The organism is Acidicapsa acidisoli (assembly GCF_025685625.1).
GTDB lineage: Bacteria > Acidobacteriota > Terriglobia > Terriglobales > Acidobacteriaceae > Acidicapsa > Acidicapsa acidisoli.
The window spans coordinates 772,539-796,746 of the sequence record NZ_JAGSYI010000001.1 but is presented as its reverse complement, the minus strand read 5'-3'; the positions used below and the strand labels follow the sequence as shown (position 1 = coordinate 796,746).

The following is a 24,208-nucleotide window of genomic DNA, read 5'->3' as shown; positions in this document are numbered from 1 at the left end:
TCTCAAGCAGAGTTTTTTCGTCCAACAGCGTGCCTTCGGGAAGCAACTGGAAGAAGTCCAGTCGGCTCATCCTCAGGGACCGCCAGAGCTGTTTCCTCACATCACCCGCGACGAGTCCTGCGCGGGCTCCCGAATTCCGTTCGACTGTCCAGACTGTGCTCATGTTAGTGAGAGAGTAGGCCGGGAAGGTAGATCTGACAATGCACACAACGTTATGGGCCATAGCACTATGGTCTGTGGAGCGGAGTGTTCTACGCGGCGGAGAAGCAGATTCCCTAGCCGGGAATGACAGAAAGAAAAGCAAGGGCAAGAAAGGGCTGCTTTTGTGGTTTCCCACCCTTCCCAAAGGACAGGAAGGATGGGGCACCCCTCGTGTGGTTAGGACAGAAAGTGCTAATGGGCCCCCGCCAGCCTTGAGGGAATCTGACCCGAATCTGGGATATTGATTCCGTCAACTCTGATAGCCGTTCCCATTGCTGTGGTCTTCCGGTTTCAGGATGACGGTCAGTCTTGCTCTGTAGATTCCAGAAATGGGCTGATAGTATTCCAGCGTGTTCAACTTCGGCAGACCGAATTCTCCTGGACAATGGCTTGTCCATATCGTGCTGGCCTTTGTGGCGCTGTTCCTTATCTATTGGCTGCTACACACTTACGCAATGTGATTAGCACGTTTTCAGCCCGTCAGGATGCCAAGAGCCAGAAGTAACCAATGGAAAGTGACAAATGCGCCACCTTCCATGATGCCAATGCGCAATATACAAAGTGATCGCCCGGTTGTCTCCTGAGAAAGAGCTGAAGAGTTCGCAACGCGAACTGCGGAGATGACTGAAGTGTGTGATTTGAACATCGAGCGGCCTAATGGATTGACCAACGCGGTCGAGCCTCGCAGAAAAGATTGCCGCTCGTGTGGTCATTGTCTCCGCGTTGACAGCAACCATAAGGCAGGCAGCTCCGATCCGATAGCGAATGAGGCTCCAAGCATGATTACAATCTCACGCTGCCCACAAGGGGCGGTATAAGACGCAGGCGGGACCGGGACAGTCCGGTATCGAGCGCCATCCGCCTTTGACGGCAGGTGATTGCTGTATATTTTCGCAATGCGTTTTGCGCCGCAAGAGACCCGCACTTATCTGGTAACCGCAGTTACAGCGCAGCGGCGGAGGCTGTTTCAGGTGACGGCTAACGCGGAATTGTTCCGGCAGGTGCTGTTCGACTACCGCGAGCAGGGGAGGTTTCTTCTCCATGCGCACGTCGTCATGCCGGATCATTTCCATGTGCTGATTACGCCAGCCGCTGAGGTTTCCCTTGAGAAGGCCATGCAATTCATCAAGGGCGGTTTTTCCTTTCGCCTGAAGAGCAAGATGGATGTCTGGATGAGGAGCTTCAACGAAAGCCAGATATCAACGGCGGACAAGTTCGCTGATTGCGTGCGCTGTATCGAGGAGAATCCAGTTCGGGCCAGACTTGTTTCGAGCGCCGATGCGTATCCGTTCAGTTCGGCGGGTTAGGGTAGGCTGGATCCGATGCCGGAGCATTTTCGAGGTCGAAGCACGGAGGGAGCCGGGGCCTTTATGCCCTGGAACGATGGGGCTGCCATATTGCGCCTTTAGGCGCGGGCATTTTCTTGATTTGGGAGCGAAGGCCCGCGGCTAAAGCCGCTTCGTTGCGTGGCGGCTATTCAGGGGCATGAATGCCCCTGCTCCCTCCGAATTCGCGCGGGGCGCGAATGGGTTTGCGGCGGTTGGGCTGGTGGTGAAGAAGCATATTCGCGAATGGAATGACAGATAGAAAAGCAAATGCGAGAATCTGGCTGGATCTAGGGGATATCGGGCTTGATCAGGCTTTGCGAGCCCCACATCTTAGAAGCGAGATGTGGGGTACCCAATTTGGTTGTTTGCCAGACCTGCGCCACCCACCTAACATGTTCGGGAGGCAACGGCCATGGCTATCCGTAGATCAATTGATTCCCTTATTCAAGAGTTCGCAGAAATGCGAGGCGTTTCGGCTGACTACGCAGTCCGTTTGGCTGTTTCGGAGGCTTTGCAGAGAGACAGGGGGAGGGGAAAGAAAGCCAAAGAAGATGCATCGCACGCACGTTCTAAGGAAGCCAAAGAACAGGCGCTGCACGCACCTTCCATCGAGGCTATCTACGCACGAGGCTTAGCAATCGCTGGAAGTCGCGGTGAGGACAAGGCCGTGGGTCAACTCTGTTCTGACCTTGGCCCACCCGTGGTGATAATCGCAATCTGCTTGCTTGGCGACGCCTTCTTTGAGAGGTACCTTCAATCAACAGTTCTTGCCTTGGTTTCATTGGGCCTCATTTCTTCATATATTTACTGGCGCAGCCTTCAAAAGATCGGCAAGTCAAGAGAACAAATGAGAGCGTCTCTAGCACTCGAAATTGAAGAGCTTAGCCAGAAGCTTCCTGATCAACTGAGCTTTCTTGCCGATCCTCCAACGGGGGACCCATACTTTAAATTGTTCGTGCTCGAGCGGGAGGGGTCCCAATAGTTCGCCCGGCCCGGCTTTGAGAAACCCACATCTCAGAAGCCAGATGTGAGGCACCCGCATTGGTATTTATTCAGACCTGCGCCACCTTCCATCAGATACGCTAGATCTGGTTTTAGACCTGTCGGGACCTTAGCCCGTCTTATTTCGGTCTGGATAGCTAGGATTTCCGAACCATTCAGCGTTTTGGAGGGATTTTGTCTTAACTGAATCGTAAATGCTACGAAGAGCCCTGTAGAGAAGATCGAAATCCACTTTTACGCCCACTTTTCCCTTGTACAAACTGTCCTCGAACAAGAGGCCCCCGCTTCCTGGTCCATGAACCAACTGCCCCCGGATGTGGGAGTAGCAGATCGACGCAATCGACGCTCTCCACAAGTTAGAGTTCAATTTCTGTTTTACAGGCTCGGCAAGGCCGGATTCCTGAACGGCCCTGCGGAGCAGGGCCTCCTCCAGAAGTGCATTGGGGTGATTCTGGACCACGGATTCCAGTAGGGGAAGGGCCTCGTGACAAAACCCCGCCGCTTTCTCCAGCAGATCTCGCGGATGAATCATTGCGAAGAGCGAATCTCCGCTTAGTGTTCTGAGCGCACGCGAGAAATTCTCGTTGTTGCTTTGATCGCCACCAAAGTGTCCAGATGCAAGGTGGTCGATATACACCACGCATAAGGTGAGCGCCTCGTCTTTAAAGGAATCTGCCAACAGCTTCGGGAGACGTTCGATTCTGCGTTCGAATTCCTCAAAGAAAGCTTCAATAAAAATGAGCTTCGCCTCACGGTCTTCATCGGAAATTGTCATCATGCGCCTCCGAGCGCTCCATGTTGCTAGGCGCGAACGCCCCGAAACACTCCCGACGTTGCGTTACGCAAAGCCACAGAAGGTAGGGTGCCCGGTGTTGCCGATGGGACGGAAAATTCAAAAGTTGGGGTGCGACGTCTGCCCATTTCCTTGAATGATTGCATGCCTTGTTCGCGCAAGACAAAACATGTCCGTAGCACACTCCTCTCTGGCGCCGTCGAGCGGCGATAACCTGCTGACGGTACACTAGAGGAAGGATATTTTCCCGCCGGATACGGAACTCTTGCAGCATCTTGTCGAACAACTGAATCCTGAACAGCGCGCCGCCGTGGAGACTACGGAGGGGCCGGTGCTGATCCTGGCTGGGGCCGGGTCGGGGAAGACGCGTGTCATTACCTACCGCATCGCTTACCTGATCCAGGAAAAAGGGGTTGCGCCGGATTCGATTCTGGCTGTGACCTTTACCAACAAGGCCTCGAAGGAGATGGGCGAGCGGATCGACAAGCTCCTCGAACGGGGTTCGCTGACGAAGCCGCTGATTGCGACCTTTCACTCGCTTTGCGTGCGGATTTTGCGGCGGGATATTGAGGCGTTGCGGATCGGGACCGGGCCGAATGCGGTCGGGCTGACGCGGGATTTTGCGATCTACGACGAGAACGATCAGCAGTCGATTGTGAAGACGATCATGAAGCGGCTAGGGTTGGATACGAAGCAGCTTACGCCGCGAACGGTGCTGGGGAAGATTTCGTGGGCCAAGAGCCACATGATCGATCCGCAGGAGTATTACCTCAGTTCTTCCGATCCGGGTTCGGAGCGAATTGCGCATATTTATGAGGCCTATCGCAAGGAGATGGCCAAGAACAATGCGCTGGATTTCGACGATCTCCTGTTGGAGACGGTGCGGCTGCTGAAGGCTTCGGGCGAGGTGCGGGAGCGGTACCAGCGGCGGTTCAAATATCTGCTAGTGGACGAGTACCAGGATACGAACCGTCCGCAGTATGAGCTGATGAAGATGCTGGCCGGCGAGCGCAGGAATGTGTGCGCGGTGGGCGACGAGGACCAGAGCATCTATTCGTGGCGCGGGGCGGATATTCGCAACATTCTGGAGTTTGAGAAGGATTTTCCGAACGCGAAGATCGTCCGGCTAGAGCAGAATTACCGCTCGACGCAGGTGATTCTGGAGGCGGCTGGGACGGTCGTAGCGAACAATGCTCAGCGCAAGGGCAAGACGCTGTGGACGGAGCGCGACGGCGGGTCGCTGGTGGGGTTCTATGAGGCTCCGGATGGCGAGAATGAGGCGCTGTTTATTGCCGACCGGATCAATAAATTTCTGCGTGAGGCCGACGGCGAACGGGAAGCGCGGACAGCGGTGCTTTATCGGACGAATTCGCAGTCGCGTCTGGTGGAAGAGGCGCTGCGGCGGTACGGGGTGAAGTACACGATGGTCGGCGGATTCAGCTTTTACGAGCGAGCTGAGATTCGCGACATGTTGAGCTACTTGAAGTTAGTCCTGAATCCGCATGACTCGGTCGCCTTGCAGCGGTGTGTGAATACGCCGACGCGGGGGATTGGGAAGACAACGCTGGAGACGCTGGAGCGGCTGGCGCTGGAGACGGGCACGTCGACGTGGGAGGCGATTGAGCAAGCGGCGCGGAATCAGCTTGTTCCGGCGCGGGCTTGCGCGGCTCTGGAGGGTTTTCGGCAGCTGATCAAGGATGCTCGGGCGCTGGTGCATCTGGACGGCGACGATTTTGCCGGGAAGCTGGCGGCGGATGTCGCTGGGGATTCGGCGGACGCTGTGGGCGAGGCCGATGTCGGTTCGGATGCTGGATCGGATTCAGGGTTTGAGTTTGGCGAGAATGCCAGCTTTGACTTTGGGGCGTCGTCGGATGCTGGCGACGGGACGGATTTTGATTTTGGAGGCGAGATCGTTGAATCGGTGCCCGCAGCGATCATCCCGATTTTCGATCCTGCGATGCTTTCCCCTTTCCTCAGCAACACGGCCGGAGTCAACAGCAAGACCACGGCGCAGAAGAAGATTGCCGAGCAGGCAGCGCGAGACGCCAGCAAGCTCAATCCGCTGGACCCGGAACAAGATCGTGCTTTTCGCAAGCCGGGCGATCGGGGAACTCTGCCGGAGCTGATTCGGTTCCTGATCGATCGCAGTGGGTATATTCGAGTGCTGGAGGCGGAGGGTTCGCCGGAGGCTGTGAGCCGGATTGAGAATCTAAAGGAGTTGGCGAACGCGGCGCAGGATGCGGAGCAGCGGGGCGAGACGCTGAGCGAGTTTCTGGATCATGCGGCGCTGGTCTCGGATACGGACCAGTACAGCGAGGACGCGCGGGTGACGCTGATGAGCCTTCATGCGGCGAAGGGGCTGGAGTTTCCGCTGGTCTTTCTGACTGGAATGGAAGAGGGGTTGTTTCCGCATTCGCGGACGATGAACGACCCGGATGGGCTGGAAGAGGAACGCAGGCTTTGCTACGTGGGCATGACGCGGGCGATGGACACGCTGGTGCTGACGCGGGCGCAGTATCGGCGGCGGTACGGGAACGACGCGCCGGAGGCTAGCCTGGCTTCGCGGTTTCTGGAGGAGATTCCGGGGCGGCTGATTGAGAATCTTGGGACGCCGATGCATCGGCGCGAAGCCAGCGGCGGCGGGTATGGTTCGGGTGCGTGGGGCAGCGGATTTGGGGCGAATCGCCGGACTGGATTGGCGGCTGGAGCCAACGACGATTTTGGCGGCGGCCACTACAGTTATGAGGATGAGGACCAGAGTTCCGACAGGACTCCCGGGCGGACGCCGTTGCGTGCGCCTTACGCGGGCGTGAAGGCTACGCCGTATCCGCAGGCTGGCGGGAAGCCGGTTGTGTGGACGCCGCAGCGGAAAACAGGTACGGCGGACGCGTCGAAGCCAGCGGAGAAGAAGCCGGATTCGCTGGATAATATTGCCCAGTTTTTCGGCGGACGCAGTGCTGGCGGGCGGGGCGGCGCTGGTTTTGCCCGGCCAAAGATGGAGGTTCCGATGAGCCCGGTTACGCCTGGTTTGACGAAGGGCAGCCGCGTGCGGCACGGAAAATATGGCGAGGGAACCGTAATTCTGCGCGAAGGCGACGGCGAAGATGCGAAACTTACGGTACACTTTGCTAGATTTGGGGTAAAGAAGCTGATCGAAAAGTTTGCGCAGCTGGAGAAGATGTAACGCGGACGCCCCTCTATGAGTTCAAGCCCTGGTCTTTACTGGTTGGGGCAATCCAAAAACAACACGAAAAGAGAAAAAGATGGCAAACACAAAGGCTGTAGAAGACGTACTGGAACGCAAGAAGATCAAGCGCGCTGCTCGCAAGAAGGCCGCTCCGAAGGGACCACGGACTGGGCCACGCGGCGAGAATAAGCAGAAGCTGAAGAAGGCTGCTCGCGGCCAGGCGAAGCGCAAGTAAGGTGAGTTTGACCCCAGGTCTCCAAGTTCTCAAGGGCGAGACCCGGGGCACCCATTGTCTTCATTGACTTTCCGGTGGATTGGAGTTTTCGGGGCGGGTGATGTGAATCAGACGAGTTCCATTCCAAGGGCGAGGAGCTTTCCACTGGCGAGCCAACTGCTGTCCCGTAAGTCCATCGACAAGCTGATTCTGGACTCCCAGGATCCGGAACACTGCCTCAAGAAAACCCTCGGCCCATGGTCGCTGACGGCGCTTGGCATTGGGGCGGTGATCGGTTCCGGGATATTCACCGTGATCGGGACAGCGATCTCAGGGAGCCAGTCGAATATCTCCGAGTGGAGCAAGGCGCCGGTCGCGAGCCTGGTGCTTCATGCTCTGCGGCATACTGCGCTTTCGGGCGGCAGGCCGGGAGCGGGGCCGGCGATCTCGATTTCGCTGGTGCTGGTGGCGATTGTCTGCGCGCTGACCGGTCTTTGCTATGCGGAACTGGCGTCGATGATCCCCATTGCGGGATCAGCGTATACCTATGCCTACGCGACGCTCGGCGAGCTGGTTGCGTGGATCATTGGCTGGGACCTGATTCTGGAGTACGCCGGGTCAAACATGACGGTGAGCGTTGGCTTTGCCGCACATGTGGTCGACTTTCTGGACTGGTTCGGGCTGCATCCCTCGACGAAATGGATTACCCCTGCGTATCTGTCGGATGGCATGACGGACCTGCAGGGGAATGTCCTGTATAACGCGGGCTGGCACTTCGGGTTCAATATTCCGGCGTTTCTGATCGTTCTCTTGCTCACGGTGCTGCTGGTGCGCGGCATTCAGGAGTCGGCCAAGGCGAACAATGCCATGGTTGGGATCAAGATTGCGGCCATTCTGATTTTTGTCTTCGCTGTGCTTGGTTATATTCATCCGGGCAACTGGCATCCGTATATGCCGAATGGCTTTTCGGGGGTGCTGACCGGCGGCTCGATCATATTTTTTACGTATATCGGATTCGATTCGGTTTCGACCGCGGCTGAGGAGTGCTGCCATCCGCAGCGGGATTTGCCGATTGGCATTATCGCCACGCTGATTGTCTGTACGCTGCTCTATCTCTCGGTGGCTGTCTGCCTTACGGGACTTGTTCCGTGGCATACGATGGTCGATGACGCGGCGCCGGTGGTCAATGCGCTCAAGAAGCTGTCGGTGCTGCCGGGTGGCCATCCGCTGCATTGGGTACGGCTGATTGTGCTGGTCGGCGCGCTGATGGGGATGGTTTCCTCCCTGCTGGTATATCAGCTCGGTCAATCGCGCGTCTGGTACTCGATGTCGCGGGATGGATTGCTGCCGAAGATCTTCAGCAAGGTTCATCCGGTCTTTCGAACGCCGGCGTTCTCGACCTGGGTTGCTGGATTTCTGGTTGCGATTCCATCGGGCTTGTTTGATATTGAGCTGCTTGCGGATCTATCCAATATCGGGACACTGTTTGCGTTTGTCCTAGTCTCGATCGGGGTTCTCGTTCTTCGAGTGCGGGAACCCAATCGCCGACGCGGCTTCCGCGTTCCGGGTGGTCCGGTGATTCCGGTGCTGAGCATCCTCTTTTGTGTTTTGCTGATGTGCGGTCTGCCGATCATTACGTGGTTCCGCTTTTTCATCTGGCTGACAATCGGGCTGGTGATCTATTACCTCTACAGTCGCCACCGGTCCGAATTTGCCCCGGCGAAATAGCTAACAGCGGTATTTGACGTCAGAGGGCAACGAATTAATTGCTTGTAATTGAACCCGAGCTGCATACAGTCCACTCCATCCGAGACTGCATGCGCTTAAAACAGGACCTGCAGACCCATAAGTAAATTGTGTTGGATCGTTGAGTGAAGTAGGCGCGTCGGTAATGCCCACCATCCTCCGGTCCCACGGTAATTTCAGGAAAGCGGTCTCTGTGGTTGCAGATGCATGCCGCGCAGAACGGGCAATGGTCATGTGTCCAGGACTCCTGATGCGGAACGTCGCTCCAGCGCGTCCACGCAAACTCAGCGCCCTTCCAGTTCGAGACTCGCGGAACTAGGCTCTCAACGTCGTCAACTGATCTCAGGTCGATCATGTTCCTCTTACTCTCGGCGAAGTGCAAAATTAACATATCATTACTACGAAATGAAATCGAAGCGGTTTCCACATCGGTACATAATGTCTGACGAGCGGTTGCTGGAGTTCGCTAATCCAGAGCGTCCCGGTAGCATAGAAGGATGCAAGATCAATCTCGGCATGAATCCATGAATGATTTCATTCTCCGCTTGCCCAAGGCGGAGCTGCACTTGCACCTTGAGGGCACTAGCATGTTTGCGGGGAAGACCTTGGAGGGAAACCTTGCATGAGCCGACCTGCGATATCCAGCATCTCGCCTTCGTTCATTGTGCGCAATGTCACGGCTTCCATCGCCTTCTATCGCGACAAGCTGGGTTTCGAGGTGGAATATCAACACCCGGACGCCGATCCTTTCTTTGCCATCGTGCGGCGGAACAACGCGATGCTCTTTGTGAAGGCGGTGGGAGTCGATCCGCTGCCCAATGCGGCACGGCACCCTTGGGCCAGGTTGGATGCCTACGTTTCTGTATCCGATCCGGATGCGCTGGCGGATGAGTTTCTTTCGCGTAGTGTCGCCTTTTCCGTACCGCTCAAGGATACGGAGGATGGATTGCGCGGCTTCGAACTGGAAGATGCTGGCGGCTATGTGTTGTTCTTCGGCCGGCCTCGTGAAAATTCAAAGTAAGGTGCTAACGGCTTCCGGCGAGGTTCCTTGGTGGAATCGGGCGCAATAGAATGAAGTATGTCCGATGATCTTTCTTCGTTTATCCGCCGGTTGCCTAAGGCGGAACTGCATTTACATCTGGAAGGCACGATTGAGCCGGCGACCCTCGCGGAGCTGAGCGAGCGGGTCGATGCTGGCTTTGGGGCTGCGCCATTAACGCTGGCTGAGGCCGAGGCGCTTTACCAGTACACAGATTTTTCGGGATTCATGCTGGCCTTCAAGGCAGTGACGCGGCGGTTGCGCGGGCCTGAGGAGTATGAGTTGGCCGGCTACCGCATGATCGGGCAGCTTGCGGCGCAAGGGGTGGTTCATGCCGAGGTATATATCTCGGTGGGCGTGGTCTACTTCTGGCGCAAGGAGGAAGACGCAGCCGATCCGCTGCTGTTTGAGAAGATCTTTGCCGGGCTGGAGCGCGCGCGGGAACGGGGCGAGCGCGATTATGGCGTGACGCTCTATTGGATCTTCGACGCGGTGCGGCATTTCAGTGTTCCCGAGGCGCGGCGGGTCTTTCGTCTGGCGGCGCGGATGCGGCAGGAGTATCCGTCGATCATCGGCATTGGCTTGGGCGGGGACGAGCGGGTCGCAGCTTCGGAGCCGTTCCGGGAGATGTATGCCGAGGCGGCTGCGGCTGGTCTCAGGCTGACGAACCACGCGGGGGAGACGACCGGGCCTGAGGCGATCTGGGAGGCTTTGTCGATTGGTTCAGAACGGCTCGGTCATGCGCTTTCGGCGATTCGCGATCCCGAACTGGTAGCGGAGCTTGCGCGGCGGCAAATTCCCCTGGAGCTGAATCCCAGCTCGAATGTGCGGACCGGGGTCTGCCCCTCGTTCGCGGCGCATCCGTTGCGGGAGTACTTCGATCGCGGGTTGATGGTCACGCTGAACTCGGACGATCCGGCGTTTTTTGGCTCGCCGGTCGAGAACGAGTACCGGCTGGCGCACGAGATCCACGGGTTTGACCGCAGCGGCCTCAAGGCACTCGCAAAGAACTCGTTTCGCGCAAGTTTTTTGCCGGAATCGGCGAAGCAGGATTGGCTTTCCCGCATCGAATCAGTGATGTGAGCAGGCTGTCTCTTTCCGGACTGGCACGAAAGTGTTACCTCGTCTGCCCTGGACAGTCTTAAGTTAATGTGCGTTATCATTTACTTGGAGGAGTCCCGATGCCCGAGAACGAAGCAGAAACGAGTTGCACCACGAATCACAACGCTCTGCGAGCGATTGGCTGGGTCTCCGTCGGTCTTGGGATTGCTGCGGTTGGGCTGTTTATAGGGCGAGAGCTGCGTAAGCGCTACGTGTTCAATCACCGGACTCCGTATGACTTCTATGCCAACGCGGGGACGCAGACTGCTTCTGAGTTCGGCATGGGCATATAGCTGTTCGCACCTGGGAATTACTGAGCGCTCGGGCTGATCAGATGATTAGATGCAGCCCTTGAGCGCCGTTTCGGACAGCATCCTTGATCAGCTTGCGATCGAAGGTTGCCAATTGCCCTCCGTGGGCGATTGCCAACGCAAGCAAATAGCTGTCGGTGACTTGGCTGGCGTTGAGTAAATGACGCAGGTCGAATTTTTGAGAATCCAGCAGGCTGATGTCGTCAGGCCAAAAGTCATGTCCCGGTTGCGTCAGCAGGCTATTCAAGGACTCAGCAACGATAAGGGGGCTTCCGGGCGAGTTGGGAAATCTGGGGTTTCCAACGACTCTCAGGACGCCGTTTTCCGTGAGAGGGCAGGTCGCCCAGGAATCTTTTCCCATCCTTCGCGAGAACCACGCATGGGCAGCTTGATGGTGACTATTCCGAGAATCGATGAGTGCGATCAAGACGTTCACGTCGAGAAGGAACGTCATGGCAGTTCGTCCATCAGCTCCTTGATCAACTCCACAGTCGAAATCCCGGCTCCGGGCTGGACCGGCAGTAGCCGAATGCCATTACGAAAAACGGGGGTGGACTCCGTCGGGCAGAGTCCTTTTCGGGCGAGGGAGGAAATGACCTCACCCACGGTCTTTCGCTCGGCGTCGGCTCGTTCCCGTGCGGCCGCCAAAATGTCATCGTCGATGGTCAGTGTAGTGCGCATAGACCTCTTCGTGGCATCAAAGGATGCTCACCTGCATCATACATCAAACATCAGATGTAGGCGAGCATCGAAATGCTTGCGGAGTATTACAGGTCGACGGAACGGGTTTTGACTAGCTCCAGCGAGTTGGCTAGGAAGGTGGCTAAGGGCATCGATCCCTGGTCACCTTTGGCGCGGGTGCGGACGCTGACCGCGTGGGCTTCGGCTTCCTTGTCGCCCATGACGAGAATGTAGGGCGTCTTCTGGTTGGCGAAATCGCGGATCTTGGAGTTCATCTTTTCGTTGCGGTCGTCGATTTCGACACGCAGGCCGGCGGCTTCGAGTTCGGCCTTGACTCGGGCTGCGTATTCCTGGTGGCGTTCGCTGATGGGGACGAGGCCGACCTGGACGGGTGCGAGCCAGAGCGGGAATGCTCCAGCATAGTGCTCGATGAGGACGCCGAAGAAACGCTCGACCGATCCGAAGAGAGCGCGGTGCACCATGACCGGCTGATGGCGCTCGCCGTCTTCGCCGACGTATTCGAGCTCGAAGCGGGCCGGCAGGTTGAAATCAAACTGGACGGTGGAGAGCTGCCACAGGCGACCGAGAACGTCGACGAGTTTGAAGTCGATTTTGGGGCCGTAGAAGGCGCCTTCGCCGGGAATTCTCCTGAAGGTAAGACCGCGGCGGGTGAGGACGCGGTCGAGGGCCGACTCTGCGCGGAGCCAGTCTTCCTCTTTGCCCACGAATTCGCCCGGCTTGCCGGGATCGTGCGCGGAGAGTTCTACGCGGTATTCAGCGAAGCCGAAGGTCTTGAGAACAGCCTCGGCGAAGTCGATGCAGGCGTCCATCTCATCTTCAATCTGGCCGGGTGTGCAGAAGATGTGCGCGTCGTCCTGGGTAAAGCCGCGGACACGCAGGAGGCCATGCATCGTTCCGGAGCGCTCGTAGCGGTAGACGTTTCCCAGTTCTGCGTAGCGGACGGGCAGGTCGCGGTAGCTCTTGGGGGTGTTCTTGTAGATGAGGATGTGGCCGGGGCAGTTCATGGGCTTGAGCCGGTAATCGGCGTCGTCCAGTTCCATGGGCGTGTACATGTTGCCGGAGTAGAAGCCCTCGTGTCCGCTGATCTTCCAGAGTTCGCGGCGCATGACGTGCGGTGTGAAGACCATGGAATAGCCACGGCGCAGGCATTCTTCACGCATCCAGTCTTCCATGATCTTGCGGATCATGGCGCCTTTGGGATGCCAGAAGATGAGACCGGCTCCGGCGACTTCCTGAATGCTGAAGAGGTCGAGCTGCTTGCCGAGCACGCGGTGATCGCGTTTGGCGATCTCTTCGAGGCGGGCGAAGTGGGCGTCGAGGTCTTTTTGCGAGAAAAACGCCGTGCCGTAGATGCGCTGGAGCTGCGGATTCTTTTCGTCGCCGAGCCAGTAGGCGCCGGCGAGGTTGGTGACTTTGACGGCTTTGACGCGGCCAGTCGATGGCACGTGCGGGCCACGGCAGAAGTCGAGGAAGTGGCCGTTGCGATAGAAGCTGACCTGCTCGCCGGGGTGGGTGAACTTCGTCACGAAATGGGTCTTCATGAAGTCGCCGTCATGCTCGAAGGTGGCGAGGGCTTCTTCGCGCGGCGTGGACTCGCGCACGAACTTCTCGTTGCGCGCGATGACTTCGGCCATTTTGGCTTCGATGGCGGCCAGATCTTCCGGCGTGAAGGGCTTTTCGCGATAGAAATCGTAGAAGAATCCCTGGTCTGTGGCCGGACCGTGGCCGAGCTTGGTCTCGGGGAAGAGTTCGAGGACGGCGGTCGCCATGACGTGCGCGGCGGAATGGCGGATGACCTTGAGAGCTTCCGGGTCCTGCTCCCTGACGAGAGCGAGCTGGGTGTCTTCGGTCAGAGGAGTGGAAAGGTCGACGAGGCGAGAGGCTGCGGCGTCTCCGACAGAGTACATTGCGGCGTCGCTGTCTGTTTCCGCTGCGTTCGTGTTTTCGGAACCGATGGAGACGCCGGTGGATGCGATGGGAGTGAGACGGGCTACGACCGAGACGGCGGCGAGGCGCGGCGAAATGGAATTCGCAATTTCGAGCGGGGTCGTACCAACGGGCACTTCACGAATTGCCCCGTCGGGCAAATGTACGGCAATAGTCTGCGTGCTCATGATGGAAACCGGTGTCCTTAGAAGTCTTTAGCCGCGGAGCATGTGCTGTCACAGCGACCTTTCAGGATATACCGGCTGCAGGGTGTACAAGACGTGTTTGCCGTGTCACAGCGCATTTCGATTCCTGTCTCAGGATGGACTTCACTTTGGAAAAATTCGCGGAAGTTGATCAGTATTGATACGGTTCAAGCGTTCATGACACTTCATTCCAGACACTTTTGCTTGTTCCGTATCGTCACTCACACAGGGGTGGTATTGGAACCATCCTCTGAGTGAGGCGCGATAACGCGCAAGGTTGTGCAAACGCCTTGTTCGTGGAATATTGCGATTTCGCGCCGAGGTCTAACGTCAACGAGTGGCTGGGCGATGCCCGGCGCATAGCAACAAGGAGAGAGCGAAATGCAAGTACTTCTCAAGAGCACCGAGGTCGCGCCAGAGACGCGTTGCACGATTTGCGGCCAAGGATTTGTGATGTTCTGGGAGCGTGGGACGAAGATGGAACGGGCGGCTGCACTGCGTGAAGTGGAGACCACGCTGCGACATCATCATCATTCCGGGGCCGGGCCGGAGGTTCACCCGGTGAAGGGATTTGTGGTGCCTGCATGGGATGGGCCGGTTGCCTTTTCTGGCGCGGCCATTTTGGGCAATGCTCCGGTGTGGGCTCTCTAGCAGGGGGCGCAGCAGTTAAACGAGTTTTCTCAGTCACACTCGAGACGGCAGATTCCTTCGGGGGAGGGAATCTGCCGATTTTTCTGGTGGGTAAAGGGCGGATTTATTTCTTCTCTTCGTGATATTCCATTTCCGTGTTGATGGTCCAAAGATTGGACTTATCAGTGATCCCTTTGGCGATGTTATCCACGGCGGTCATGGCGGTCAGCATGGAATGGTCTTGGTTGTTGTATTTGTGCATGCCGTTGCGGCCTACGAGGAAGAGATTCTCGATACTGTCTGTAAAGTTGCGGATTGTGTCGAAGCGATCATAGGTGCCGAAGTAGGCGGGGTAGGTTTTGGGCACGCGGACAACGTGGGCATCGAGTACATTTTCGGCGCGGAGGATGCCGATTCTGGAGATTTCATCTTTGGCCAGGGCGATCATTGCTTCGTCGCTGAGGTTCCAGATGGGGTCGGTCTGATAGCAGAAGTATTCAAGGCCGATCCAGACCTTTGAGGGGTCGGCGACCATGGCGGGACTCCAGTTATTAAAGATCTGCAGGCGGCCAACTTGAACGTCCGGTTCCTGGATGTAGATCCAGTTGTCCTTGAGCGGGCTGCCGTCTTTTTCGCGCACATCGAGTTTCGAGGCGAGCAGGCCTACGGTGATGAAATCACGGTAGACGAGGCCTTCGCTGACGGCGCGAACCTCCTCGGGGGCTGGCACTGAGAGCGTGCGGATCAGCTCTTGGATAGGCATCGTGGAGAAGACATAATCGGCTGCGAAGGTGGCGCGCTGGGGATTGCCGGAGGCTGCGCCGGAGATGGCTTCGACGCCGGAGATGCGATTGCCGGAGACGATGAGGCGGTCGACGTTGACGCCCATGTGCAGTTCGCCGCCGGCCTCCTGCACCATTTCTGCAACATGCTCCCATAGCTGGCCGGGACCGAACTTCGGGTACAGGAACTGTTCGATCAGAGAGGTTTCGGTTTCCTTCTGGGCGATGCCGTTTTTAGCTCCCTTGCGGGATTTGCCGCTGAAGGCTTTCTTGAGGAAATGAACTACAACCCCTTTGAGGGAGAGCCCCTTGATTCGCTGCGCTCCCCACTCGGCGCTGATCTGGCTGCAAGGCACACCCCAGACTTTCTCGGTGTAGGACTCGAAGAACAGTCTGTAGAGTTGGCGGCCGAAGCGATTGACCAGAAAATCTTCCAGGGTTTTCTCTTCCTTCTTGGGGAAAAGAGCGGCGCGCATGTAGCTGATGCCGGCCAGAAAGGTTCGGACCAGTCCCAGGTTAAGTAAAGTGTCGGCCGTGAGGCGGATGGGATAGTCGAAAAAGCGGCGAAGGAAGTAGATGCGGCTCTTGCGCGGGCGCAGAAGCATTACCAGATCTGGATCAACCGGAGCGTCTGCGACTGAGGTTGCGGTGAGGCTGGCGGAGAGTTCGCGTTGCTTGCCTTGATAGCTGAGTTGGATCGAGCTCGCTGGTGCGCCAGCAGAGCCATTCCCGTTAGCCAGCGAAGGCTCCAGGGGCATTACGTCCATCCACCACTGCATGACGCGATCGGACTTGGAAAAGAAGCGGTGACCGCCGATGTCCATCCGATTGCCTTTGTACTGAATCGTCCGGCTGATGCCGCCGATTGCATCAGTCGCTTCGAGGACGACGGGCTGGACGCCTGTACGGCGCAACAGTTCCAGCGCTGCGGTTAGGCCCGCAGGTCCTGCGCCGATGATGATGGCCCGCTGTTTGATGACATCGTTCGATATAAGTCCTCGCATCTTATATCAGTATAACAGCGGTTAGGAAGCTCTTACAGATAATTTCGGTTGGCAGACGCGGACGGCAATGCTCTTATTATGTGAATAATTTATCGCGAATCGACTTAAAAGCAGGTAATACTTTGGGAGGCGAATCCGCAAAAACATGCGTTTTGCCAGGAAACGTCCTGGGTATTTGGCGATGAACTTGATGGAGTTTGCTGCGAAGGGAAGTATGACGCAGGCTAACGCCGGGCCCGTGTTGATCCGACTGGCGTTGGTCTCAAGTCGCTGATCGTCTGCGAAAGGAACCATGTCAACGATCTCTACTACGACAGTTTATCAGCGCGTAGTGTCTTACCCTCGTTTGTTTGGCACCGCGCAGCGCTTCGAGCGATTCGTATTTGGCGTTTTCGGTCTGCTGCTGGGGCTTGTCACCTGGCGCCACGAAATGTTCCACGACGAATTGCAGGCGTGGCTCATCGCCCGGGATAGCCCCACGCTCTCGGCTCTTTTCCACAATTTGCGGTACGAAGGCCATCCAGCCCTGTGGCATCTTCTTCTCTATATTCCGGCCCACATTTCGGGGAATCCAGTCAGTATGCAGGTGCTCAATTACCTGCTCGCTCTGGCACAAGGCTGGCTTATTCTTTCCGCGCGTCGCATCCAATGGTACTTGCTTACCCTTGCGGCTTTCTCCTTCTTCGTTTTTTACGGCTACGGCGCCGTCGCCAGGAATTACATGCTGGCGATGCTGCTGCTTACGGCTGCGGCGCGCTGCTTCCTCAGCGAGCGCCCACGCCGCTGGATGGGCATAGTCCTTCTGGTTTTGGCGATCCAAGCGCATTTCTTTGCGATTCCCATTGCCGCTGTTATCTTCTTCTGGCTCTATTGCTTCCCGGACGCTGAGAGCCTCGCCCGCCCTGCCAGATTATTGCGCAGCGGCCAGTTCTGGGTGGCTCTCGCACTCCTGCTGGCAAGCCTGATTGCCGCTTATTTCACGGTCCGTCCGCCGGCAGACATATTCACGCCGGCCTACACGAGCGGAAAAGAGTCCCTCGCCGGTTATTTCCTGATCTGTGAAGGCCGCGCCTGGCAGGCATTTTTCCCCATACCCGGCTCTTACATTCCACGCGATCTACTTGAAGTTCTGGTGCCGCGCCATCACCCCTCGGCTGTAGCTGCCCTTCTTTCTCTGGCTGTTTTCCTTTTCGTGGCCGCTACGCTTCGCACGGCTCGTGCTCGCTATTTCTTTCTCTGCGCGGCTTTTCTCGATCTGGTAGCCTTTGCCGCCACGGTCCACTTTCCGCCCGTGCGTCACTATGGATTGATCTTCGCGAGTCTCGTGATTGCACTTTTCATCGATACTCTGCCAGACTCCAACTCCGGACAGCCTGGCAGGTCGCGGTCCTCGTGGCTTCCAAACCAAGTGCGGACTCTGCTGCTTGTCTGTTTCCTGGGCATTCAGACCATGGCGGCGCTTGTCTCCGCCGGGCTCGACGTCCTCCGTCCGTATTCTGAAGCCAAAGCCACGAGCCAATGGCTTCAGCGTTCGGGTCTTGCCAACAACCCCATGGTTATACGACCGGACTACGCCGGTGTCGGCCTCATCGGCTATCTGCAGCGGCCCTCGGCTTACTACACGACGTGTCGCTGTTTTGAGTCTTTTGTCGTCTGGAACACGCAACGAGACGAGGAGCACGTACTAGATCAGGAGGACTTGAACCGCGTCCGCGAAACCTCCACGCTGCCCACCCTGGTGATTATGAATGCTCCGCTTCCGGACTCGACGCGGGAGGGCCTGCGACTGCATCTGATCCAGTCCTTCGATCAGCGTCCGATCTATCCCGATGAGCGCTTTTTTATTTACCAGGAAGGATCCGGCCAGGAGGGTGAGACGCCTTCAGGAAATTGAACCGTGTGTTGCGGCAAGAGTCAGAGCGGCTCAACGATATACTGACCACTCATGCGTCTTTTGCACGTTGTGCACACATTGAACCCGGATAGAGGTGGCCCGAGCGAATCTGTTCGGATGTTTGCGCGTGCGCATCAGCGGGCCGGCAACGAGGTCGAAGTAGCTACGCTGGATGGCGCGAACGACGGTCCGGAGGGCGACGGCTTTCGGAGCCTGCTTGATTGCGCGGTCCATCCGTGTGGGCCGGGTAAGACGAATTACGGCTATTCACCGCAATTGGACGAGTGGCTCAAGGTCAATCACCATCGATTCGATGGCGTGATCGTCAACGGCGTCTGGCAATACCACGGAGTAGCGGTGCGGAAGGCTCTTGCGGGCCGGAAGCCCTATGTGGTATTTGCTCACGGCATGCTCGACCCTTACTTCAGGGACAGGTTTCCCTTAAAGCACCTAAAGAAACTCTTGTACTGGACACTCCAGGAGCATCGCAATCTGAACGCGGCGGAGGCAGTCTGCTTCACGAGCGAAGAGGAGCGGAGAGTGGCGGCGGACGGATTTCCGTTTTGCCGATTTCGCCGAGTTGTGGTGCCTTATGGAACGATGGGACCAATCGGCGATCCTGAGATGCTGAAGCGCGCGTTTCTAGAGAACTGGCCGCAGTTACGTGGGAAAGACTACTTGCTGTTCCTGGGGCGAATTCATCCGAAGAAGGGCTGCGATTTGCTGCTGGAAGCTTTTGCTCAGGCGGTCAGCGCAGAGCTGCAACTGGTCATGGCCGGTCCGGACGAGACGGGCTGGAGTGCGGAATTGAAGGCCCGAGCGGCGCAACTGGGCATTGGGGAGCGGATTACGTGGACCGGAATGCTGCGCGGCGATGCGAAGTGGGGCGCTTTTTATGGGGCGGAAGCGTTTGTGCTTCCGTCGCATCAGGAGAATTTCGGAATAGCGGTAGCGGACGCTCTGGCGTGTGGGGTTGTGCCGCTGATCTCTGACAAAGTCAATATCGCGCCCGATGTGGCCGCCGATGGCGCGGGGTTGATGGAAACCGACACCATCGAGGGTACAGTTCGCTTGTTGACGGCGTTTCAAAAACTGAATCCCGAGGAGCTGAAGACCATGCAAGCCCGTGCCCTGGATTGCTACCAAAGACGTTACGCGCTTAACAATGCGGCGCAGGAAGTCTATAAGGCGCTAGGAATCGGGTAGACCGGTCGGTGCGCAGAACGCGACAGAACTGCTACAAAGGATTTGCCAAGATTACTTAGGACAGTCACGCCCGGCCTCTGGCGAGATGCGGATGACTGGAATTGGGCTTCGTGTGACAAAGGCCCCATGGTATCTTTAACCTAGCTGTTCGAGTGCGGGTACGCGGCCTTGGGCGGGAATGAAATTGGTCCGGGTGCGGCGCTCTCGCTGAGACAAGGGCCAGACACTTAATCGCTTTGAAACAGGTGACGATTTCTCAGTGAAACTGACCAGAGTTCTCCTAGTTAGCCTTTTGATGCTGCCGATTCCGGTTTGGTCTCAGGAACCTGCGGCGCCAGACGGGAAGTTTGTCCCTCCGGGCCTCGCGCCGGGGGACCAATTGAGCGTGCATATGTACGATTTTCCGGAACTCGCTTCGGGACTTCAGGTGCACGTGGGCGCGGACGGCTCTGTACACCTTCCTTATGCTGGCACAATTCCGGTTGCCGGTATGTCGCCCGATCAGTTTCAGCACGCGATCTCGGAATCGCTGCAGGCGAAAGGGATTGTCAAAGACCCGAATGTGACAGTCGACGTAGTCACCGCAATCAACCTTTCTGTGAATGTGATCGGCCAGGTCGCGACTCCCAGGGTTATTCCCATATTTGCGCCAACACCACTTTCGTATGTGATCGCTCAGGTCGGCGGACTGACAGGGCTCGCAGATCATCACCTCTCGATTCTCCACCATAGCGATCAACCTCCTACTGCGGTGGAACTCGACCCGGACGCCCCGAGCGTTTCGGCGATGAATACGCCCGTACAACCGGGTGACATTGTAGTCGTGGCCAATCGCGGGGTTTATTTTGTAGGTGGCGAGGTGCTTCGCCCAGGAATTTACCCTCTTGGCGGCGCGCTGAGCGTCGGGCAGGCATCTCCGGTTTCCGGGGAAGGTGTTGTGAAGGATATCACCCTCATGGAGGCTTTGACGCAAGCGGGCGGGGTGACGTCGATTGCAAAGCGGTCCAAACTATATCTCTTGCGCACTGTGGATGGGAAGCGCGAGGAGATTCTCCTCGATCAGGTCAAGCTATCCAAGGGAGAGATTGCAGACCCGATACTTCACCCGAATGACATCATCTACCTGCAACCGAGTTATTTGCGTCAGCAGACCAACAATATCTTCGGGACGGCGCTCAGCGGTCTTTATGCGGCTACTACGCTCAGGGAAGCGAATTTCTAGCTGAGAGCCGGGAAACAGTCGATTATTGGCAACGACACTCCAATTTGGGAACGAACTTACCGTCGAGAATCCGCGGGAGAGTTCTGCTGCCCGCACGCTGGCGAAGTTTTATTTCGCCACATTTTGGGCCATTATTTTTACGGGAGCCGTGCGTAAGTGGCTATTCCCGGGTGTTTCTATTCTCTACCTCCTGCAAGATGTTCCGATCAGCCTGGCCTATATCTACGCGATATGGGTTGGATTGTTCGATCGAGGATATCTACTGCTAGGTATGATTCTGGTAAGCGCAGTTTTGATCCTGCAGGGGCTGTTGCAGATCATTATTGTCGGTCTTCCTATCTTTGTGGCGACGGTGGGGATTCACAACTACCTGTTTTATCTGCCAATGTTGATCGTGTTCCCGATTTGTCTGACGGAGAAATACCGCCGGATTTTCATTTGGTCGAACCTGTTACTGAGCATTCCTATGTGTGCTTTGGCGATTGCTCAGGCGGAGTCTTCAACTTCGGCGTGGATCAACAAAACCTCGGAGGGTGACGCCTTCGGCTTGCCGGGCGCAGATATTGCCAGGGTCTCAGGCACCTTCAACTTCACTGTCTTTTATGGCATTTGGGTTTCAATCGCGGTTGCGTTTTGCATGGGAGAGTGGTTGCTGCCGAAGGAGCGCCGGACGATTGGAAATCGTTGGCTCCTCATCGCATGCACCTTCGCGGCGAACCTTTGTCATCTGGTCAGTGGTTCCAGGTCTGCAATTGCCCTTGCAGGCGCGGCAATTCTCGGCGGCTTGGTCTGCGCTATCGTTCTTGGTTCGACCCGCGCGATCCTGGCTATCGGAGGAATCTGTATTTTGATGCCGGCAGCTGCTGCGATGACCTACGTGATTTCACCCTCAGAATTCAACATCGTGCTTGAGCGATTCACTGGCGCGAGCTATGTGGAAAACAGTAAGGGGCGATTGACGGATGGGTTGATCGGATTCGCTACTATACCGCAGTTCAGCCTGATCGGGGCTGGAATTGGTTTGGGCGTCGACGCGTCGCACCTGGGTGACAGTAATACTTACAATTACACGTACGACCTTTCGGAGGGTGACACTATCCGCAATGTAATGGAACTGGGGACGCCGGTGGGTTTCTTTTACATCATGATCAGGTTTGGATTTCTATTGGCCATGGTGGTTGTCGCCGTTCGGATTGTGCGCGGGGGCACCTCTCCGCATGTGCTGCCTCTCTCTTTTTGTCTTTTGGCGCAAGCCTACCAGGGGGATCTGACTCGAAACGCAACTATGACATCTTCGCAGGTGATGATGGGCTATGCGTTCATCCTGGGCGCTTTTTATTATCCGGATAACACATCGAGCCAGGAATTTGAGGCTGGAGATTTATTGACGAGGTCCGTGTGACGACAAATCCACCAATAGCGGCGACGAAATTCACGGAGAACGCGATACACCTTTCCGATATTGTCCGTATTCTGCGGAAATATGGATTGTATCTGCTCGGTCTTATGATCCTCGGCGCTACGCTGGCTACGCTGTGGGCGAAATTTCAAACTCCGCAGTATGATGCCGTTGCGATGGTTCATATGGACCAGCATAGTTCCATAAGTATCGGTAGCGGCGGGGGCGGCAGCGGCGACGAGTATAGCCTGAAGATGCAAACACTGATTATCGGTTTTCAGAGCCCGACGATTGCAGAGATGACGATGCGCAGGCTCGATCTGGCCAAGCACCCTGTCTTCGCGGGTGGAGCGCATATCAATCTTGATAATCCAGTTCAGCGGGATCAATTGGTACACCAGTTCCTGGGGTCATTGAGTGTGACCCAGGTTCCAAGATCGGAGCTTCTATCGATCCGGTTTCGAAGCTCGAGCCCGGCATTGGCGGCCTCGGTGGCCAACACGCTGGTCGATGTCTACATGGAACAAAGCTTTGCCCAGCGCTACAAGAGCACTCAGGACATAACGCACTATCTGACAGTGCAGATGGATAGTCTGAAGCAGAAGATTCAGGACGAACAGAACGATCTTCTGAATTCTGAGGCAAAGCTCGGAATCTTATCTTCCACCGCTAACTCGGATTCGAGCATGCTCGTTAGCGAAACGACGCAGCTACTCAGCGAGCGCGTAAAGGTCCAGAGCGACCGATATCTTGCGGAAGCTGAATATCAGAATATGCTTCATCATCCCGATGCGAGCATTCCTCCTGATATTCCATCCGCCGGCGCGCTGGTTGCTTTGCAATCCCAATTGGCCGCCTCACAGTCACAGGTGGCATCGCTGGAAGATCGGTATGGGCCGAATTATCCACCTCTTCAGCAGGCCAAGGCTCAGCTTTCCAGTCTGCAAAAGAGCGCTGAGGGCCTCCGCCAGAATGTTCTCAACGGCGCCGCGGAGAACCTTGAACGAGCGCAGAAGGCAGAGCAAAGCATCAATGACCGTCTGGGGGCGTTGCAAAAGGAGGCTCAAGGCAAGACTCCCGACACGGTGCGCTACGAGATTCTGAAATCCCAATACATCAGCGATCAGACACTTTACAACGTGTTGCTCTCTGCCATGGGAACGGGCGCAATTCAGGCCGGTATGCAATCTCAGGAACTGAATCGCTTCACCGCGGCTGAGGTGCCAGGGATCAAGGCGTATCCAAATGTGCGCGCCGATACGATGGCCGGCGCGGCAGGCGGATTTCTGATTGCACTTGTGATCGTCGGAATCATTGTCTTGAACAGCGATACGGTGCAGACCGTGGAGCAGGTGGAAGAAGGACTACCTATGCCGGTATTGGCTTCTGTGCCGGAGTACAAGGAAGATCTGGCCGCCATGCGCCTTTCGGACGATGTGCTGCCCCTTGTGACCTTGCTTGCGCCGCGTTCCGCTGGCACAGAGGCATACCGGCTGCTGCGAACGGCGATTACCTTGATGCCGGTGAGCCAGAAGCATCGCGTTATCTCGTTGACAAGTTGCGGACCTGGAGAAGGCAAGTCTACGACCGCGCTGAACCTGGCCGTGGTTCTGGCGACTCAGTCCAAGCGAGTGCTGCTTATCGACGCCGATTTGCGCAAGCCGACGATTGCGCAACGGCTCAAAATGCCAGCGACCGACCAGCCTGGACTTAGCCGCTTTCTGAGCGACGTTACAGTAGCTCCCGAAGAATGTGTTCAGAAGGTGCCGGAGGTTGCGGGACTGGACGTTATCCCCGTTCAGGAGATTCCTCCATTTCCATCCGAACTTCTGGGTCAGGGAAGGCTGGAGCAGTTGCTTGCCTGGTCGCGCGATCACTACGACTACGTTCTAATCGATACACCGCCGGTTTTGCTTGTCACGGACGCGCTGATCATTGCATCCCACTGCGATACATTGCTCGTTGTGGTGCGCATTGGGGTCGCGCAGAAACGCGCGTTGCGCAGAATCCGGCAGGATCTGGCTAAGTATCCAGGCAAGCAGACGGGAGTTGTGGTGAATGCCTTGCCGCATGCCGACACCTACTACGGCGGCTATGGCAACTACCGAAAGTACTACGGCAAAGGCTACGGTGGCGGCGGGAGCTATTACGGTTCCGGAGTCGGCGGCTACCTCTCGTCCGGGAAGAAGAAGTAATCCAATGACGCACACCTTTCTCGCTATCGGGAACTAACAGATTGCGAGAAGGTGCCGCAAACTCCTACTTCTATTCGTCTTGCGGAATGGCATTCGAGGCGCCAGATCCCAATTACAAAT

At 56.8% G+C, this 24,208-nt stretch carries 19 protein-coding genes; 14 read left to right on the top strand and 5 right to left on the bottom strand.

The window, feature by feature from the left end; translation table 11 throughout:
* Positions 1-1,097: 1,097 nt before the first annotated feature.
* Together OHL23_RS03310 and OHL23_RS03305 are read left to right on the top strand one after the other, a co-directional pair.
* Positions 1,098-1,508 (top strand): REP-associated tyrosine transposase, encoded by a 411-nt coding sequence (locus OHL23_RS03310; protein ID WP_263350345.1) that lies wholly within the window; start codon positions 1,098-1,100, stop codon positions 1,506-1,508.
* A gap of 433 nt (positions 1,509-1,941) precedes the next feature.
* On the top strand, positions 1,942-2,511 hold the full coding sequence (locus OHL23_RS03305) for a hypothetical protein (protein WP_263350344.1): 570 nt from the start codon (positions 1,942-1,944) through the stop codon (positions 2,509-2,511).
* 129 nt (positions 2,512-2,640) lie between these two features.
* Here the strand turns inward: OHL23_RS03305 and OHL23_RS03300 are convergent, their stop codons facing one another.
* Positions 2,641-3,309 carry a hypothetical protein gene (locus OHL23_RS03300; RefSeq protein WP_263350343.1) on the bottom strand — a complete coding sequence of 223 codons (669 nt, stop codon included), beginning with the start codon at positions 3,307-3,309 and terminating at the stop codon, positions 2,641-2,643.
* 280 nt (positions 3,310-3,589) lie between these two features.
* On the opposite strand from OHL23_RS03300, the gene OHL23_RS03295 reads away from it, so the two are divergent.
* The 6 genes from OHL23_RS03295 to OHL23_RS03270 all read left to right on the top strand — a co-directional run bounded on the left by OHL23_RS03295 (position 3,590) and on the right by OHL23_RS03270 (position 10,904).
* Entirely contained in the window at positions 3,590-6,508 is a 2,919-nt protein-coding gene (locus OHL23_RS03295) for an ATP-dependent helicase (RefSeq protein WP_263350342.1), read from the top strand.
* A gap of 79 nt (positions 6,509-6,587) precedes the next feature.
* Positions 6,588-6,746 carry a hypothetical protein gene (locus OHL23_RS03290; RefSeq protein WP_263350341.1) on the top strand — a complete coding sequence of 53 codons (159 nt, stop codon included), beginning with the start codon at positions 6,588-6,590 and terminating at the stop codon, positions 6,744-6,746.
* Positions 6,747-6,848: 102 nt separating this feature from the next.
* Positions 6,849-8,453, top strand: a complete 1,605-nt coding sequence (locus OHL23_RS03285) for an amino acid permease (RefSeq protein WP_263350340.1) — start codon at positions 6,849-6,851, stop codon at positions 8,451-8,453.
* Between the two features lie 640 nt (positions 8,454-9,093).
* A complete protein-coding gene (locus tag OHL23_RS03280) occupies positions 9,094-9,492 on the top strand; it encodes a VOC family protein (protein WP_263350339.1) in 399 nt (132 codons plus the stop codon).
* Positions 9,493-9,549: 57 nt separating this feature from the next.
* Positions 9,550-10,593, top strand: a complete 1,044-nt coding sequence (gene add / locus OHL23_RS03275) for an adenosine deaminase (protein ID WP_263350338.1) — start codon at positions 9,550-9,552, stop codon at positions 10,591-10,593.
* A gap of 98 nt (positions 10,594-10,691) precedes the next feature.
* The gene (locus OHL23_RS03270; RefSeq protein ID WP_263350337.1) at positions 10,692-10,904 is read left to right on the top strand and encodes a hypothetical protein; all 213 of its coding nucleotides are present in this window, start codon (positions 10,692-10,694) and stop codon (positions 10,902-10,904) included.
* Positions 10,905-10,941: 37 nt separating this feature from the next.
* On the opposite strand, the gene OHL23_RS03265 is transcribed toward OHL23_RS03270, so the two are convergent.
* The 3 genes from OHL23_RS03265 to thrS form a co-directional block, all read right to left on the bottom strand.
* On the bottom strand, positions 10,942-11,376 hold the full coding sequence (locus OHL23_RS03265) for a TA system VapC family ribonuclease toxin (protein ID WP_263350336.1): 435 nt from the start codon (positions 11,374-11,376) through the stop codon (positions 10,942-10,944).
* Entirely contained in the window at positions 11,373-11,603 is a 231-nt protein-coding gene (locus tag OHL23_RS03260) for a hypothetical protein (RefSeq protein ID WP_263350335.1), read from the bottom strand. Before OHL23_RS03260 ends, OHL23_RS03265 begins: the two co-directional genes overlap by 4 nt.
* 86 nt (positions 11,604-11,689) lie before the next feature.
* A complete protein-coding gene (gene thrS / locus OHL23_RS03255; RefSeq protein WP_263350334.1) occupies positions 11,690-13,738 on the bottom strand; it encodes a threonine--tRNA ligase in 2,049 nt (682 codons plus the stop codon).
* Between the two features lie 399 nt (positions 13,739-14,137).
* Here thrS and OHL23_RS03250 point away from each other — a divergent pair, with 399 nt between their 5' ends.
* Complete coding sequence (locus OHL23_RS03250; RefSeq protein ID WP_263350333.1) at positions 14,138-14,407, top strand: hypothetical protein; 270 nt, start codon at positions 14,138-14,140, stop codon at positions 14,405-14,407.
* A gap of 103 nt (positions 14,408-14,510) precedes the next feature.
* Here the strand turns inward: OHL23_RS03250 and OHL23_RS03245 are convergent, their stop codons facing one another.
* On the bottom strand, positions 14,511-16,172 hold the full coding sequence (locus OHL23_RS03245) for an NAD(P)/FAD-dependent oxidoreductase (protein ID WP_263350332.1): 1,662 nt from the start codon (positions 16,170-16,172) through the stop codon (positions 14,511-14,513).
* A gap of 292 nt (positions 16,173-16,464) precedes the next feature.
* On the opposite strand from OHL23_RS03245, the gene OHL23_RS03240 reads away from it, so the two are divergent.
* The 5 genes from OHL23_RS03240 to OHL23_RS03220 all read left to right on the top strand — a co-directional run bounded on the left by OHL23_RS03240 (position 16,465) and on the right by OHL23_RS03220 (position 24,088).
* The gene (locus OHL23_RS03240) at positions 16,465-18,066 is read left to right on the top strand and encodes a hypothetical protein (protein WP_263350331.1); all 1,602 of its coding nucleotides are present in this window, start codon (positions 16,465-16,467) and stop codon (positions 18,064-18,066) included.
* A gap of 51 nt (positions 18,067-18,117) precedes the next feature.
* A complete protein-coding gene (locus OHL23_RS03235; RefSeq protein WP_263350330.1) occupies positions 18,118-19,272 on the top strand; it encodes a glycosyltransferase in 1,155 nt (384 codons plus the stop codon).
* A 259-nt stretch (positions 19,273-19,531) separates the two neighbouring features.
* Positions 19,532-20,494, top strand: a complete 963-nt coding sequence (locus OHL23_RS03230) for a polysaccharide biosynthesis/export family protein (RefSeq protein ID WP_263350329.1) — start codon at positions 19,532-19,534, stop codon at positions 20,492-20,494.
* Between the two features lie 25 nt (positions 20,495-20,519).
* The gene (locus OHL23_RS03225) at positions 20,520-21,896 is read left to right on the top strand and encodes a hypothetical protein (RefSeq protein ID WP_263350328.1); all 1,377 of its coding nucleotides are present in this window, start codon (positions 20,520-20,522) and stop codon (positions 21,894-21,896) included.
* On the top strand, positions 21,893-24,088 hold the full coding sequence (locus OHL23_RS03220; protein ID WP_263350327.1) for a GumC family protein: 2,196 nt from the start codon (positions 21,893-21,895) through the stop codon (positions 24,086-24,088). Before OHL23_RS03225 ends, OHL23_RS03220 begins: the two co-directional genes overlap by 4 nt.
* The last annotated feature ends 120 nt before the right edge of the window (positions 24,089-24,208 follow it).